The 15807-nt window shown below is 57.0% G+C and carries 11 protein-coding genes; 5 read left to right on the plus strand and 6 right to left on the minus strand.

Annotation, left to right across the window (positions count from 1 at the left end):
- Window positions 1-23: 23 nt before the first annotated feature.
- Window positions 24-1538, minus strand: coding sequence for an MDR family MFS transporter (locus EBA31_RS13015; RefSeq protein WP_122079389.1), 1515 nt, complete (start codon window positions 1536-1538; stop codon window positions 24-26).
- 82 nt (window positions 1539-1620) lie between these two features.
- On the opposite strand from EBA31_RS13015, the gene EBA31_RS13020 reads away from it, so the two are divergent.
- Together EBA31_RS13020 and EBA31_RS13025 are read left to right on the plus strand one after the other, a co-directional pair.
- The gene (locus EBA31_RS13020; protein ID WP_238387460.1) at window positions 1621-2286 is read left to right on the plus strand and encodes a TetR/AcrR family transcriptional regulator; all 666 of its coding nucleotides are present in this window, start codon (window positions 1621-1623) and stop codon (window positions 2284-2286) included.
- A 152-nt stretch (window positions 2287-2438) separates the two neighbouring features.
- Entirely contained in the window at window positions 2439-3488 is a 1050-nt protein-coding gene (locus EBA31_RS13025) for a type II asparaginase (RefSeq protein WP_020826952.1), read from the plus strand.
- Between the two features lie 47 nt (window positions 3489-3535).
- Here EBA31_RS13025 and EBA31_RS13030 read toward each other — a convergent pair whose 3' ends face one another.
- On the minus strand, window positions 3536-4666 hold the full coding sequence (locus tag EBA31_RS13030; RefSeq protein WP_122079391.1) for an agmatine/peptidylarginine deiminase: 1131 nt from the start codon (window positions 4664-4666) through the stop codon (window positions 3536-3538).
- Window positions 4667-4814: 148 nt separating this feature from the next.
- Here EBA31_RS13030 and EBA31_RS13035 point away from each other — a divergent pair, with 148 nt between their 5' ends.
- A complete protein-coding gene (locus tag EBA31_RS13035; RefSeq protein WP_122079392.1) occupies window positions 4815-5678 on the plus strand; it encodes a LysR family transcriptional regulator in 864 nt (287 codons plus the stop codon).
- A gap of 152 nt (window positions 5679-5830) precedes the next feature.
- Window positions 5831-7504: a gamma-glutamyltransferase gene (gene ggt, locus EBA31_RS13040; RefSeq protein WP_122079393.1), complete on the plus strand. Its 1674-nt coding sequence runs from the start codon at window positions 5831-5833 to the stop codon at window positions 7502-7504.
- Between the two features lie 50 nt (window positions 7505-7554).
- Here the strand turns inward: ggt and EBA31_RS13045 are convergent, their stop codons facing one another.
- Entirely contained in the window at window positions 7555-9498 is a 1944-nt protein-coding gene (locus EBA31_RS13045; protein ID WP_122079394.1) for a DUF3857 domain-containing protein, read from the minus strand.
- A 132-nt stretch (window positions 9499-9630) separates the two neighbouring features.
- The gene (locus EBA31_RS13050) at window positions 9631-10200 is read right to left on the minus strand and encodes a helix-turn-helix domain-containing protein (RefSeq protein WP_122079395.1); all 570 of its coding nucleotides are present in this window, start codon (window positions 10198-10200) and stop codon (window positions 9631-9633) included.
- A 124-nt stretch (window positions 10201-10324) separates the two neighbouring features.
- Between EBA31_RS13050 and EBA31_RS13055 the strand changes: the two genes are divergently transcribed.
- Window positions 10325-11236: a DMT family transporter gene (locus EBA31_RS13055; RefSeq protein WP_122079396.1), complete on the plus strand. Its 912-nt coding sequence runs from the start codon at window positions 10325-10327 to the stop codon at window positions 11234-11236.
- A gap of 52 nt (window positions 11237-11288) precedes the next feature.
- On the opposite strand, the gene EBA31_RS13060 is transcribed toward EBA31_RS13055, so the two are convergent.
- Both EBA31_RS13060 and EBA31_RS13065 read right to left on the minus strand, forming a co-directional pair.
- On the minus strand, window positions 11289-14084 hold the full coding sequence (locus tag EBA31_RS13060; RefSeq protein WP_238387461.1) for a pitrilysin family protein: 2796 nt from the start codon (window positions 14082-14084) through the stop codon (window positions 11289-11291).
- Window positions 14078-15775: an ABC transporter ATP-binding protein/permease gene (locus EBA31_RS13065; protein ID WP_122079397.1), complete on the minus strand. Its 1698-nt coding sequence runs from the start codon at window positions 15773-15775 to the stop codon at window positions 14078-14080. The genes EBA31_RS13060 and EBA31_RS13065 overlap by 7 nt, the downstream gene beginning before the upstream one ends.
- Window positions 15776-15807: the final 32 nt, after the last annotated feature.

Genomic DNA, 15807 nt, shown 5'->3' on the forward strand with positions numbered 1-15807 from the left:
TTTACGCACCGGTTTTGGCGGTTTTACTTATGACGAAGCGGCACGTCTTTCAGCAACCAGGTCAATGCAAAGGCCAGCGCCATGACCCCGGCGGCAATCTGATACACCGAGTGAATGGCCCCGCCAAAGGCTTGCAAATAGTCGTTCTGCAATGTCAACGGCAGATGGTGCACCGCCGCCGCGCCCAAGGAACGCGGTAACGCCGTCCCTTCAGGCAGCAAGCTGGCCAACCGACTGTGCAGCACATTGGTAAAAATCGCGCCAAACACGGCTACCCCGATGGATCCGCCGATAGAGCGAAACAGCGTAGCGCTCGAAGTGGCAACGCCCATGTGTTTTGGCTCGACGCTGTTTTGCGCCGCCAGGATCATCACCTGCATCACCATACCCAATCCCAACCCCAGCAGGCTGATGTAGAGATACAGCAGATGTACCGGCGTCGAGTTTTTCAGCGTCCCCAGCAGAATCATGCCTACCAGGGCACAGCTGGTGCCTATAATCGGGAAAATACGGTATTTGCCGCGCTTGCTGATTAACCGACCGCTAACGATGGAGCTGATCATGATCCCGCCCATCAGCGGCAGCAGCTGCATCCCGGCCTGGGTCGGCGTGGAATTCTTCACCACCTGCAAATACAGCGGCAGGAAAGTCACCGAACCAAACAGCGACATACCGACGATAAAGCCGACCAAGGCGCACAGCAAAAAGGTCCTGTTGCGGAATAAGTCGAGCGGAATGATAGGCTCGCTCGCCAGGCGCTCTTCGTAGATAAAACCGCCCAATGACACCAAACCAAAGGCCAAAATGCACCACAGCTGCCCGTCAGACCAGGCCATGACCGTACCGCCCTGACTGGTAAACAAAATAATGCAGGTCAGCGCGGCAGCCAGATAGCTGGCCCCCAGGAAATCGATTTCATGCTTGACCCGATTGACCCGGGATTGGAACACCGCCCCAATCACCAGCAGCGCGAAAATCCCCAGCGGCAGGTTGATATAGAAAATCCAGCGCCATGAGAAATGCTGCACCAGCACCCCACCAATCAAAGGGCCTACCACCGTCGCCAGGCCGAATACGCCGCCAAACAGGCCCTGATAGCGTCCGCGTTCGGCCGGCGGGATCACATCGCCCACCACCGCCATGGTGACGACCAGCAAACCGCCACCGCCCAGCCCCTGCAGGGCACGCATCAGGATAAGCTGGGCCATGTTTTGCGCCAATCCGCACAGCACCGAGCCGAGCAGGAAGACCACAATGGCAATCTGCAGCACAATTTTACGGCCGAACAGATCGCCGAACTTGCCATACAGCGGCACCACTATCGTCGATGCCAGCAAATAGGCGGTGACTACCCACGACAGATTTTCCAGGCCACCGAACTCGCCAACAATGGTCGGTAATGCCGTAGAGACAATGGTTTGATCGAGCGCCGCCAGCAACATGACCAGCAGCAATGCGGAGAACAACAGCCGGATCGAGGGCGCCTGCCCAGACGCCCTGCCGCTGTCTTCGCTGCCTGCCAGATGACCGATCCCCATTTAGATGAGCTCACTTGTAATTAATTAATCGAGTAATTAATATATGAGTGATTCTTTTCTCCGGTCAATGGATCTCACCGCGATGACAGCACAAAACGTTCAAGCCCCGCGCCGCCCTGGTCGGCCAAGCGGCGGCACCAAGGGCACAGAAAAACGCGAGCACCTGCTGGACACGGCGCTTAATTTGTTTGCCCGCCAAGGCATTGCCGATACTTCGCTCAATGCCATTGCCCGTGAAGCCGGCGTCACCCCCGCCATGCTCCACTACTATTTTCACAACCGCGAACAGCTGCTGGAGGTGCTGATCGAAGAGCGTTTCCTGCCGGTACGGCTGGCCGCCGGCAGCGTTTTCGACGCCAATGCGGACGATCCTATTGCCGCCTTCACCCAACTGGCCCAAAGGTTTATCGATATCTCCACCGCACATCCCTGGTTCGCCCCGCTGTGGTTGCGAGAAGTGATGAGTGATAACGGCGTACTGAAGCAACGGATGGATGAGCGTTTTGGTGATGCGCAGCGCAAAGCGGCCCTGAAGTCGATTATGCGCTGGCAGGCAGAAGGCAAGCTGAGTGCCGATCTGGAACCCTCTTTGCTGTTTATCACCCTGTTTGGCATGACTCTGCTGCCGCTGGCCACCGCGCCGAAATGGCACCGTGACAACAACAGCAGCAACGGCCCGCAGAGCGCTGAAGTCATCGCGCGGCATGCCATTGCATTATTAAGCTACGGGCTGGGACCGCAGCGCTAGAACGAGATCCATTTTGGTGCGACTCGCTCCTCCAACGAGCGTCATTTCGCATCGGTATGGATCTTTGTCCTCTGCTACCGCTAACTGTCTAACTGGCACCCTTTTTGCTTTGGCTACTCCTGCTAATTTGGCTTGTTAATCAGGGGTAGCTTATGTTTCAAACAATTAGAGTGGCATTGATCTGCTTCACCTTCAGCTTTGCCGGCGTGGCAAGCGCCGCCGGGGACTTACCGCACATCGTGATTTTAGCCACCGGCGGCACCATCGCCGGCTCTGCGGCCAGTAATACACAAACCACCGGTTATAAGGCTGGGGCACTGGGAGTGGAAACGCTGATTGCAGCGGTGCCGGAAATGCAGAAAGTCGCCCGCGTAGACGGCGAACAGATTGCCAATATCGGCAGCGAAAACATGACCAGCGATATCCTGCTCAAGCTGTCCAAGCGGGTCAATGAGCTGCTTTCACGCAGTGATGTGGATGGCGTGGTGATCACGCACGGAACCGATACGCTGGACGAATCGCCGTACTTTCTTAATCTGACGGTCAAGAGCAACAAACCGGTGGTGTTTACCGCCGCGATGCGCCCTGCCACGGCCATCAGCGCCGACGGCCCAATGAACCTGCTGGATGCGGTCACCGTTGCCGCCGACAAGCAGTCCGTGGGGCGTGGCGTTATGGTCGTTCTGAACGATCGCATTGGCTCGGCCCGTTTCAGCACCAAAACCAACGCCACCACGCTGGACACCTTCAAGGCCCCGGAAGAAGGCTATCTGGGCGTAATTGTCGGTGGCAAGCCCTACTTTGAAACCCGAGTCGACAAGATCCACACCACTCGCTCGGTATTTGACGTACGTGATGTCAAGGTGCTGCCAAAAGTCGACATTATTTATGGTTATCAGGACGACCCTGAATACATGTACGATGCGGCCATTCAGCATAAAGTGGATGGCATTGTTTACGCTGGTACCGGTGCCGGCTCGGTCTCAGTGCGCAGCTCTGCCGGGATCAAAAAAGCGGAGAAAGCCGGTGTGCTGGTGGTTCGCGCCAGCCGCACCGGCAGCGGTATTGTCCCCGAGGACAGCGGGCAACCTGGCCTGGTGTCCGATTCGCTCAACCCGGCCAAGGCGCGTATTCTGCTGATGCTGTCGCTGACCAAAACCCATAATCCTCGCGTCATTCAGGATTACTTCCACACGTATTGACCCGCGTTCTCTCGACAGGGCCAAGGCTGGCCCTGTTGTAGCAAGACTTAAACGGCCGGCAACTGACTGGTCACGCAGTGGATGCCCCCACCACCGGCGGCGATAGCGTCGATATTCAACTGCACCACTTCACGCTGCGGGTAAAGCGCCGTCAATAATGCCAAAGCTGCGGCATCCGCCTCGGCATCGCCAAACTCCGGGGCGATAATCGCGCCGTTGATGACAAAGTAATTGATGTAACCGGCGGCAAAATCCGCATTGCCTTTGCTGAAGCGGCTACGGCGTGGATCCAGCGGTGGCGACACCGTATGCACCTGTATCTTGCGGCCATCGGCATCCGTGGCCTGTTTGAGGATCGCCAAATGATCCAGTGTGACCTGATGGTCGTAGGACTCAGGATCGCTGTCCAGATTGGCGATCACCACGCCTGGGCTGACGAAACGGGCGTAAAAATCGACGTGAGCGTCGGTAATGTCTTTGCCTTTAATCCCCGGCAGCCAGATGATTTTTCGCAGGCCCAGCATCGCTTTGAGCTCTTGCTCTACCCGCTCACGGCTCCAGCCAGGGTTGCGGTTGCGATTGACCCAACTGCTCTCGGTCATGATGCCGGTGCCATGACCATCCACCTCGATGCCACCGCCTTCTCCTGTCAAGGCGCTGCGGCGCAGTGGGTTAACGCCGAAATGTCTGGCCTGGAAAGCGGCCAACTGAGCATCTTTACCGTGCCGTTGCTTATTGCCCCAGCCGTTAAAGTTGAAGTCCACCGCCGCCAATTCACCCGCGTTGTTGGTAACGAAATTGGCAGCGATATCGCGCATCCAAATATCATCGAGCTCGGTAATGACAAAGGTCACATTGTGGCTACCGCATTTTCTCTCCGCTAACTCTCGTTCACGTTCACGGCAAAATACCGTCAGCGGCTGGTAAACCGCGATAGCACGGGCAATGCGCCCCAGAGCATCTTGCACGTCCGCCGTGAACGCCCCCCAAATCGCCCGCTGTGCGCCAAAAGCGATAAAGGCGCATTGCTGAGGCTCCCCCTCATCGGGCATGCGCCAGTTCCCGCCAGCCGTTTTCTGAGCCGCGTGGCTGGACAATGATGCCAGCCCCATCGAGGCCGTCAGGCTAATGCCGGCAATCAGGGAAGCCTGTTTGATAAATTCACGACGTGTTGACATGGTTTGCTCCTGTATTGCCGCCAAAACAATAAGCTAATCTATTCAGCAAAAGACGGCGTGATGTCGATAACAGCTATGTTAATCCCTTTAATCCAGGTAAAACAAAGGATACATTTAGCAGACACCTGATTAGATAGGCTTATCAATAATGCTAAAGCACTGGCCCCCGATGAACGCCCTGCGCGGTTTTGAAGCCGCCGCCCGGCTGGGCAGTTTCCACCAGGCCGCCGATGAGTTGCACCTCACCCAGTCGGCGATCAGCCAACAAATTCGCAGCCTGGAAGCCTTCCTGGAGCAACCGCTGTTTTTCCGCAGCGGCCGCAGCGTCAGCCTGACCGATGCCGGACAGGATCTCTACAGCACTGCCCAGGTGATGCTGCAACAGTTGGCCGTTGGCATCCGCCGTCTGGAGCAGTACCGCAAACCCAACCAACTGATCGTCAACACTACGCCGGCATTCGCCCGCCACTGGCTGGTTCCACGCCTTAAAAGCTTCCACCGGCAGCACCCGGATATCGACCTGTGGCTGTTCACCACCTTCGATCCACCGGATATGGCGACCGAAACTGTCGATCTGGCGATCCGCGACGATCTCAGCGCGCAAATTGAATGTAGTCTCAAAATGCTGCATCAGGATCGGCTCTATCCGGCTTGCCATCCTGAGTTGCTGAAGCGGGATAAGGCACAACGCACCACCTTGCACGGCGAACGTGAGATGGACTGGAGCCATTGGGCGGTTCTGGGCGGCGCCAACGTCGGGCAAAGCAGCCACGGCCTGAACTTCTCCGATCCCGGCCTGCTGTTGGATGCGGCCTGCGACGGTCTGGGCATCGCTCTGGTCAGCCAACTGCTGGCACAGCAGGCACAGGCCAGAGGCCTGCTGCAGCCGCTGACCGAACAGAGCGTACGCGGCCCCCAGTGGGCGTGGCTGATTCATCGCGACAGCGAGAATAATCCCCTTACTCAGCATTTCTGTGAGTGGTTACTAACCCAATTACCGGCGGCGATTTAACGTTCTACCTCACGCTTCCAAACGCAGGATAAAGCGCGACGGATTGAGCGGTGCTACTTTCAATCAAGCGCCCGAACAAGCTGAAACAATGGCGCTAAGTGATTGTTGAGATTGAATTCACCTGTCATCGTTCAATTCGAAAAGGAAAGGCTATGCATTCTGGTTTATTAAAAACATTAGCACTTGGCGTGGCGTTAGCCACGCTCAGCCCTTCGGTATTCGCCGCTAATCTGAACGCCGGTGCCGTGGCGGCACCGGATCAATACGGTGCCAAAGTGGCCGCACAAATTTTGCAGGCCGGCGGTAATGCTGTCGATGCCGCGGTCGCGACCGCCTTTACGCTGGCGGTGACCTACCCGGAGGCCGGCAACATCGGCGGCGGCGGTTTTATGACCCTGTACGTCGACGGCAAGCCCTACTTCCTCGACTACCGGGAAGTCGCCCCCAAAGCGGCCACCAAAACCATGTACCTTAACGAAAAAGGCGAAGTGATCGAGAACCTCAGCCTGGTGGGCACCAAGGCCGCCGGCGTACCCGGCACGGTACTCGGGCTGTGGGAAGCGCATAAACGCTTCGGCAAGTTGCCCTGGGCAGAACTGCTGACCCCGGCTATCGGCTATGCGCAACAAGGCTTTAAGGTGGCCGGTCAGCAATACCAATACCGTGAGGATGCCAATAAGCTGTTCGCCGACAAAACCAACTTCGGTGATTACTTTGGCAGCATGAAACCCGGCGCGGTGTTTAAACAGCCGGAGCTGGCCAAAACGCTGGAACGCATCGCCAACAAAGGCGCTGACGACTTCTATCAGGGGGAAACGGCCAAGCTGCTGATCGCCCAGATGCAACGCGATGGCGGCCTGATCACCGAGGAAGATCTGACTGACTACCGGGTGAAATGGCGCGAACCGATGAAAATCGCCTGGCGCGGCAATACCCTTTATACCGCCCCGCTGCCGAGCTCCGGCGGCATCGCGCTGGCGCAGTTACTGGGCATAAAGGAAGATCGCGCTGCCGATTTCAAAGGCGTGGCGCTTAATTCCGCCCGCTATATTCACTTACTCTCGGAAATCGAAAAGCGCGTCTTTGCCGATCGTGCCGATTACCTTGGCGATCCTGACTTTGCCAAGGTGCCGGTTGCCCAGTTGGTCGCCCCGGATTATTTACAAAAGCGGGCTGCGGAGATCAACCCGACCGCCATTTCACCGACCGAAAAGGTGCGCCCAGGGTTAGAGCCCCATCAAACCACGCATTTCTCGATTGTTGACGCTCAGGGCAACGCGGTCAGCAATACCTATACGCTGAACTGGGACTTCGGCAGCGGCGTAGTGGTGAAAGGCGCAGGCTTCCTGTTGAATGACGAAATGGACGACTTCAGCGCCAAACCGGGCGTGGCCAATGCCTTTGGCGTGGTCGGTAGCGACGCCAACGCCATTGAACCGGGCAAACGCATGCTTTCGTCCATGAGCCCGACCATTATCACCCGCGACGGCAACGTTAGCCTGGTGATCGGTACCCCTGGCGGTTCTCGCATTTTCACCTCGATTTTCCAGGTGATAAACAATCTCTATGACTACCAGTTACCGCTGCAACAAGCGGTGGCCGCGCAGCGCGTCCATCACCAACTGTTGCCGAAAGACACTATCTTCTACGACGCTTTTGCTCCACTGACCGGCAAAGTGGCTGAACAGTTGAAAGCGATGGGTTACACACTGGAAGATCAGGGCTGGTACATGGGGGACATACAGGCGATCCGCGTCAAGGGTGACACGCCGGAAACCGCCTCCGATCCGCGTGGCCGCGGTGTGGGGCTAGTAGTGAAAAAATAACGATAAAACACCGGGCGGATCCGTTAGAGGTGCGCCCGGTGTTTTTGTTTCTATTTGGCGACTGCAGCAGAATTAACCCCGGCGTTCGCCAGCTCGCCATACACTACCTGGCCACGGAAGCCGCGCCGAACCTGCTGGAACAATGCGCGGAAGGCAGGATAATCCTGTGCCTGACAGAGCGCGTCCTTACCGCGAACGGCATTCAGCTGTAGCCGATGATTGACCACCACCTGTTGCCCTTCGAGCTGCCATTCAACCTGGTATTTTCCGGCCGCATTGCTGAACTGCTGGTTCTTGGGGATGGCGATAATCGGCACGTTGGCGGGCAGGTGCAGGCGATAGGTCTCGTCGTACTGCTGCGCGGTGCAGAAGAACGGCGTTTCGTTAGTCGGGGCGGACGTTGTCGAGTAAAGCGTACGGAAAGACTTGCCGCCGGGCGGCGTCGGTACGGCCATACCGCCCACCACGCTGAAATCGACATAATCCTCGGCTTTGAATTTATAACTGTAGGCAAACGGCTTTTTGAGATCGAACGCATCGCCGTGCATCGCGATAACCCCACGGCCATCAATGCCAGAGGACGCCATGATGTTCTCTTCGACTCGCGCCCGGTTCTGCTGATTGATTTGCGAGAAATAGCCTCTCAGGTCGATCTCATCCACCTCACCCAGCTTGCGTTCAGTTTGGCCACGCATATTGCCTGCTTTATCGAAGTAGAAGTCCACGCTGAGCGACGTATTGTTACGCTGTTCGTCATTGTCAGGGGTACGCGCCAATTTGGCTTCGCGCGTCAGCAGGACCGGAGCCCCAAGGTCAGCCCCCGGCAGTTGGCCAAATCGCGCCCAGGGGCTGGTTGAATCCAGATACAGATTGAACTCCGGCACGTAGGTAATCGCGTGGTTAAAACGCCCCAGCAGCGGCACCTTCGGCAATATCGGCCCTTGGTCCATGCCGATCAGCACCGGTGAACTGACGATGCCCTTGGCGGCCAGCAACGCCTCGAGCATCACCACATGATCCTTGCAATCGCCATAGTGATTATCCAGGATGCTCTGCGCCGAATTCGGCTCCAGCCCGCCGTTGCCCAAATAGACCGCCACATAACGAATATTCTGTGCCACCCAGCGATAAATCGCCGCCGTCTGCTCACGACGGTCGCTGATGCCGTCGGTAATTTTATCCGCCAACGCCTGGATCGCCGGGGTCACTTTGGCCGCCTGACTGGCTTTCTGTTGATAGGCTTTGGCCAGTTGTGGCCATTCGCGGTAGGTACTGGCCATGATGGTTGGGCTGAATGTCCAGCTGTTCGCCGACCAGTTTTGCGCTTTCAGCGGTTCACTGCGCCGGTAATGCCAGCGCCAGTGGGCCTGACCGTCGCGGATCTGCGGCTTATCTGCGCCCTCTACTCCTCGGGTAAAGACATGCATCGGCACATTGGCCGGCGCCTGCAAATTGACCTCGGCGTCATCAAACTGGTCGAAGACGCTGAAGGTCTCCCACAGGCCGAAGTAGTCCGGGAAGTACGGGGTATTTTGCGTGCGCAACACCTGATACACCACGCGAGAACCCGGCGCCAGGTTGGAGAAGACGATCACCTTTACCTTGCGATCGGCATACAGTGGCGCAGAGGCGCTGGAGTAGCTTTCCTGGGTATAAATGCGATCGGGCGCGACATCATGGCGCTGTCCATCGGCCGTCAGCGTATAGGCCGAAACCACCTTCAGCGTTTCCATTTTTTCGCTGTAGCTCAGGCGGATTTGGCTGAACTTCTCGACTGCCGCCTTGGTTTTGAGCAGCACCTCATAACTCTCGGTCTTGGTGTTGCTGGCATTGGCATGGACTTGATAATCCGCGCGGTAACGCACAAAGCTGAAATCATTGCTAACGGCGGCATCCTTGGTGGCGACCGACGGCGCTTCCACGGCCAACAGCGTTGCCGGGTGCGTCGCCGCAAGTCCAGCGGCCAACACGAGAGAAGGGATGACAATTTTCATCTTCGTTCCTTGAAGTTTTTTAAACGATAACAGTGACATTGATAAAGTGCGGACCACTGGTGCAAGAGCGGCACACTAATACAACTGAGAATCGTTTTCAATAAAATACCGATTCGGCCGGGTGTGCCCGACCTAACCCTGCTCTATCAACATGACAGCCGTAGTATCGCTCTCCAAAGCGTCAAAAATATGCTCGCGGTCGGCGGAATAACTGATGTAATCCCCTGCGTTCAATTCTACCGGCTGGTCCGTCGGCCCGACTAACGCCCTGCCACTGCTGATAATCACATGCTCAATGGTACCCGGCATATGCGGCCGCGAAATGCGGGCTTCGCCCGGTTGAACCTGTAGACGGTAAATATCGCGCTGTGCCCCTGGCGGGCAGGTCGCCAACAGAGTGGCGGCGTAGTTGGCCTGTTCGGAAACCGTGGTCACCCCTTCATGGGCGCGGATCACCTGCACGTGCTGGCGTGGCTGAGAAATCAACCGGCTGACCGGCACATCCAACGCCATCGCCAACGCCCACAAGGTTTCCAGGCTGGGGTTGCCGCTGCCGGTTTCCAGCTGCGAAAGCGTCGATTTTGCAATCCCGGCTCGGCGAGCCAATTCGGTAACCGAAAGGCCCAATCGCTCGCGTTCACGGCGAATGGCGGCCGAAAGCAGGCCGATGGGCGTAGCGTTATTACTGACAAAGTCGCTCATTGTTCACCATATCGTTCGTTTGTTCGTCTTGACGAACAGTCATCGAGTGTTCATCATAATGTTCAGTTGTTCATTTTAATGATAACCGCCAACGGCGGCAAGCGCACTAGCAGGGAGAAGGCAAATGAAGATAAGAACCGGCGGCATATTACAGATGACCCTCGCCATGGTCATTTCCGGAACCGTGGGCTGGCCGGTAATGCTGCTGGGGCAACCGCCCGCTACGGTGGTTTTCTGGCGCTGCGCGTTTGGCGCGCTAGCGATGCTGATCGCCTGCGCCCTGCTTGGCCTGCTTAAAAAAGACATGTTAACCCGACGTCAGGCTGCCATTGCGGTGCTGGGCGGCGTCGCCCTGGTGCTGAACTGGGTAATGTTGTTCGGCGCTTACAGCCATGCCTCTATTGCGGTGGCGACCGTCACCTATCACGTCCAGCCCTTTATGCTGGTTGGGCTCGGGGTGCTGTTTTTCGGCGAAAAAATGACGGCGACCAAGTTTGGCTGGCTGCTACTGGCCTTCGTCGGCATGTTGCTGATCATTAGCGGTAAACAAGATGGTGGCGATTCCAGTGCCGATTACTTCACTGGCGTGTTGCTGGCGCTGGGCGCTGCCTTTATGTATGCGGTAGCGGCGGCGATCGTCAAGCGTTTGAAAGGGGTGCCGCCGCACCTGATCGTGCTGATTCAGCTCACTCTGGGCGTCGTGCTGCTGGCACCGTTCGCCGGCTGGGCCCAACTGCCGTCGACGGCTAACGGCTGGTTGCTGCTGGCGACCCTGGGTCTGGTGCACACCGGGCTGATGTCTTCCCTGCTGTACAGTGCCATCCAGAAAATCCCCACTGCCCTGGTAGGCGCGTTGTCTTTCATCTATCCCCTGGTGGCGATTATCGTCGACTGGGCGGTATTCGGACACCGCCTTAGCCTGATGCAGCTGTCGGGCGCCGCCGCCATCTTGCTTGCAGCAGCGGGCATGAATTTTGGCTGGCGACTGGTGCGGGAAAATCGGGCTAACCGCCCTTCATCCGATAACGCGGCATAAAACCGGCGGGATGCCGACTGTGGCTCCCGCCGAATTTTAGCGTTGCCTGACGTTACTGCGCATTTTTTGCCGGACTTAGCGTAAAGACTTTTGCATTTTTGCCTATCCACTGCGCCGCCAGTTCGTTGAGTTGTTCAACGGTTACGGCCTCCAGCAAAGTGTCTTCCTGAGCCAACGACGCAAAGTTTCCGTCATCAGCCGCCACCTGCGCTAAGGTGTCTGTCCAATAGCTGGCGCTGTTTTGGCTGGCCTGTTGTTCGATCCGCCAGGCCTTCTTCGCCTTAATCAACTCTTGCTGGCTGACGCCTTCGCGCGCGGTCTGATGCAAAACTTTCAGGGCTATGTCGCTCAGCTCTTTGGCGCGTTGTGGCGCAACGGTAAAATTGAGACGTGCCAGATAATAAGGCTGCGGTAACTTGGCCAGCAACTGTGAGAACCCCAACGTATAAACCCCACTGGCCTGCTCTCGCAGTGCATAGCGCAGGCGCAGGCTGACAATTTTATCCAGCAGTTGTAAACCGAGCTGGTTCGATTGCGACCATGCCGCGTCGGCCGAGAATTGCATGCTGACCATGGTTTTAGGGCTGCTGGCCAGCGGATAATCGGCGTTGAGGCTACGGTGTATTGGCACAATGCCAAGATCCCGCCACTGGGAACGCTGCGTTGACGCCGGCAATGCGCCCGGCCAACGTTCCACCCATGTTTGCAAGCGACGCAGGTCTATCGCCCCGCTGAGGGTTAACGTCATGTCCTGAGTCGCAGCAAACAGTTGCTGATGTCGCCGGGACAAACTTTCGACGCTGAAATCGCGCCACGCGCCCTCTGGCGTCATCAATAACCGATCGCCATTTTGGTAGGCTGCCCGGGTCAGATGGTCCAGAAACTGCCGTTCGACCGGCTGTTTTGCCAGACTGAGGGCAAAGGCCTGTTTTTGCTGTTCCAGTTTGTTGGCGTCAAACTGCGGCGCGGTGATTTTCAGATATAACAGCTGTAACAACGTTTCCAACTGTTCCGGCGGTGCCGAACCCCGCAGCCCGTGATAAAGCATTTCATCATAGGGCGTGAGGCTAATGTCGTTCTGCTTGTTCAGCCTGGCCAACTGACGGGCACTGTACTGGCCGTAGCCACTGGCTTCTGGCAAACGCATGGCCCAGTTGACTTCACCGACACCGTTGGTCGCTTCTAACGAGCGTCCTCCTGGAATACGCAATGACAGTTGAATGTCGTCTTTCAGGCTATTATCCGCTTTAACGATCACCCGCAATCCGTTACTCAGGGTCCATTGCTCACTTCCGGCCACCGGCAGCTTCTGCCGGGCGATGATTTTGCCCGCCGCTGGCGAACTCAGTGACAATGTCACCGGCTTTGCCGTTAACGTGAAGGGGCCGGGCTGAGAATGGCGAATGCTTTCCCAGAGCGCCGCCAATTGCCGCGTGTCCAGCTTGTTTTTATCGCTGTCGGGGCCGATAAGCGCCAGGCGCGGTGATCCCACCGTCAGCAATTCAGCCACCTGCGCCTGAATATGTTTCACCGTGATGGCATCGAGCCAGGCCTGCGTCATCGCCAACTGCTGCTGTTTGTTAAGCATCGGCAGATCAAACTCGATGGCGGTCGTCAGGTTATCCGCCAGATAATCATGCTGATAGCGCCCTTCTGCCGCAGCCTGTTGGCGTAATTTGGTCAAGACCTGTTGGCGCGCAGCGTCCAGTTCTTGCTTGCTGACCTCTGCGCTGGCCAGGCGTTGCAACTCGACGAACAGCAAGCGTAGCGCTCCAGCATAGTCGTCGTCTTTAGGACGGGCGATCAGCAAATGCTGAATGCGTTGGTTATCCAATAGCGCGCCCTGTTGATTGATGCTGGCCATCGGTAGCATTTCGTTATCGACCAGCAGCGAGAGTCGCCGGTTAAGTATGTTGAGCCATAAGGTATCCAGCAAATCGCGCCATTGACCATTGTCGGTATTCAATGCCTGCGGCAGATCGCGCTGAATGCTCAACTGGATAATCCGTGTTCCCTGCTCAGGGTCCAGTATTGTGGTGGTCAATAATCCAGACTGTGGCGCAAACCTTTTCCAATCGGGATTGTCTTGCGCGGGATGGGCCGGTTTCGGCATCGCAAACAGGCTGCTCACCTGTTGACGCACCCTGCGGGGGTCGAATGCGCCGACCACCACCAACGCCATACGCTGTGGCTGGTACCATTGTTGATAATAGCCCATCGCATCGGCAACGGGCGCTTGCTCTACGACGTCCAGCAGGCCAATAGGATCACGCTCCGCATAGCGGCTGCCCTGATAGCGCAAATCTTGCAGCGACTGGTTGATACGAGACCCCACCCCTTGGCGCAAACGCCACTCTTCAACAATCACCTGGCGTTCCTTTTGGAAAGCATCCGGCTCGAAACTGATCCCCCCCGCCCAGTCCGCCAAAATGCGCAGACCCAGCTGCACTTGCTGTTCGTCGGCCTTCGGCAACGAAAGCTTGTAGGTGGTGGCGTTGAGACTGGTGGCCGCGTTCACGTGACTGCCCAGCGTAATACCCTGCTTTTCCAGCGATTTAAAACTGCTGGCACCGGGGAAATGGCGAGTCCCCTTAAAGGCCATATGCTCGACAAAATGAGCCAGTCCGCGCTGCCGTTCGGTTTCCTGCAGCGAACCGCTGTTCACGATCAGCCGTAATTCGGCACCGGGTTGCGATCGCGGCAACAGATAGACCTGAATGCCGTTATCCAGCTTGAAGTGGTGTAAATCAGCCCGCAACGGCAGGGGTTGAGGGCCGGCGCCTTTTTGGGATGGCGCACAGCCCAGCAGCAGGACCAACAGAGGGATCATGACGAGCCGGTTCAACATGGTGGTGTAACTCCGTGATTATTCACCGAGGCCTCATCAAGCGCATAGCAGCACTCGGCGATATCGGCCAGGAAAGCCTGGTGGCTGACCAATAACACCGCGCTTTGCGGAAGTTGTTGTTTCAGCAACAGCAGAAGATGACGGGCGCTGGATTTGTCCAACGCGGAGGTGGTTTCGTCCAATAAGACCAATGCAGGACGGTTAAGCAGCAGCCTGGCGAACATCACGCGTTGCTGTTCCCCTCCGGATAAGCGCTGCTGCCAGTCGGTCGATAGCGCCAGTTGCGCAACCAGTTGAGGCAGGCCAACCTGAGTCAATACCTGGCGATAGCGTGCCTCGCTGAAATTGCCGCGGGACAGCGGGTACGCCAGCAGGTCATCCAGCCGTTCAACCGGCAGATAGAGACGCTGAGGGATCCAGCACACCCTGTCGCTACGGTGGATCTGCCCTTGAAAATGCGGCCAATGTCCGCTCAGCGTTCGTAACAACGTAGACTTTCCTATGCCGGAACGGCCCTGAATCAACGACAAACTACCGGCAGTGGCGGTAATGACGACGTTCTCCAACAACGTGCGCCCCTCCGCCGTCTTGACGTCCAGCGTCGCTTGCAACGGCGTGGCCAGATCCGCCGCATTGTCCGTCGGGTCAGTGGCCGGGGCATCCAGCAGTACGACAAAGTTGTAAAGACGGGTCACGGTAGCCTGCCAGGCGGCAATTTCCCGATAAGAGAAAATAAACCACCCCAAGGCCCCAGCCACTTGCGCAAAGGATTGGCGGATCTGCATCAGCCCGCCCAGCAGCAATTCGCCGGCGAGAAACTTGGGCAATGCAAAGAAGATCGGCGCCAGCGCACTCAATTGCTGATAACCGACGGTGAAGAATGAAAGGTTTTTTTCGTAACGGATCAGTTGGTACCAGTTTTCCGCCACGGCGGCGAAACGGGAAAGCAGCGCCGCTTGTTCATGCCGCTCGCCTCTTTGGCCGGCTATCGCGTCGCTGGCCTCGCGGCGGGCAATCAGCCCACTGCGATAGTCCGCCTCGCGCCGCTGTTTTTCCATATTGAGTCGGCGCAGTGGATAGCCAATCCAATGCGTCAATCCAATAGCCAGCAAGGTGTAGACAATACAGACCCAGAACATGTAGCCAGGCAGACGCCAACTGCGTTGCATCAGCTCAAAATTAAGGCTGCCGGACAGTTGCCAGAGAATGGTGGCGAATGAAACCAGGGTCAGCATCGAATGCAGAAAGGTGATCAGCAACCGCAGGCTGGACTCAATCAGCAACCGCACGTCTTCCGCGATACGTTGGTCCGGGTTATCTGGCACCAGCGCATTGATTTTCAGATCGTAGTGGCGACCGTCCGCCGACAGCCAGCGCGCCAGAACATGCTGGGTCATACCGATACGCCATCGCATGATCAAGCGTTGTTTGAGGTAGTCGGCAAAGACCACCACCAGGATCAACGCGGTGATAATCAGCAAGAAGTCCTGTAGCAAACGATACAGCGACTGGCTATTGAGCTGCTGCAGCGCATTATAGAATTCGCCATTCCACTGGTTGAGACGCACGTTGAACCAGACCGATGACAGGCTCATTGCCAACACCACCAAAAGCAGCAGCCATGACCACAGCGCCGCACGCCGCCCCCAGAAAGGGGCGGCAAGATAACAAAATTGCTTCAAAGTTTTCATTAGTGAACCGCTAACCCAGGTTGAGAAATTCC

Source organism: Serratia sp. P2ACOL2, from assembly GCF_003691565.1.
In the GTDB taxonomy this organism is placed as follows: domain Bacteria; phylum Pseudomonadota; class Gammaproteobacteria; order Enterobacterales; family Enterobacteriaceae; genus Serratia; species Serratia liquefaciens.

What these genes read in the sequence shown, in the direction of transcription:
- EBA31_RS13015 (WP_122079389.1), bottom strand. Translation starts at nt 1,538, where the DNA reads ATGGGGATCGGTCATCTGGCAGGCAGCGAAGACAGCGGCAGGGCGTCT.
- EBA31_RS13020 (WP_238387460.1), top strand. Translation starts at nt 1,621, where the DNA reads ATGACAGCACAAAACGTTCAAGCCCCGCGCCGCCCTGGTCGGCCAAGC.
- EBA31_RS13025 (WP_020826952.1), top strand. Translation starts at nt 2,439, where the DNA reads ATGTTTCAAACAATTAGAGTGGCATTGATCTGCTTCACCTTCAGCTTT.
- EBA31_RS13030 (WP_122079391.1), bottom strand. Translation starts at nt 4,666, where the DNA reads ATGTCAACACGTCGTGAATTTATCAAACAGGCTTCCCTGATTGCCGGC.
- EBA31_RS13035 (WP_122079392.1), top strand. Translation starts at nt 4,815, where the DNA reads ATGCTAAAGCACTGGCCCCCGATGAACGCCCTGCGCGGTTTTGAAGCC.
- ggt (WP_122079393.1), top strand. Translation starts at nt 5,831, where the DNA reads ATGCATTCTGGTTTATTAAAAACATTAGCACTTGGCGTGGCGTTAGCC.
- EBA31_RS13045 (WP_122079394.1), bottom strand. Translation starts at nt 9,498, where the DNA reads ATGAAAATTGTCATCCCTTCTCTCGTGTTGGCCGCTGGACTTGCGGCG.
- EBA31_RS13050 (WP_122079395.1), bottom strand. Translation starts at nt 10,200, where the DNA reads ATGAGCGACTTTGTCAGTAATAACGCTACGCCCATCGGCCTGCTTTCG.
- EBA31_RS13055 (WP_122079396.1), top strand. Translation starts at nt 10,325, where the DNA reads ATGAAGATAAGAACCGGCGGCATATTACAGATGACCCTCGCCATGGTC.
- EBA31_RS13060 (WP_238387461.1), bottom strand. Translation starts at nt 14,084, where the DNA reads ATGTTGAACCGGCTCGTCATGATCCCTCTGTTGGTCCTGCTGCTGGGC.
- EBA31_RS13065 (WP_122079397.1), bottom strand. Translation starts at nt 15,775, where the DNA reads ATGAAAACTTTGAAGCAATTTTGTTATCTTGCCGCCCCTTTCTGGGGG.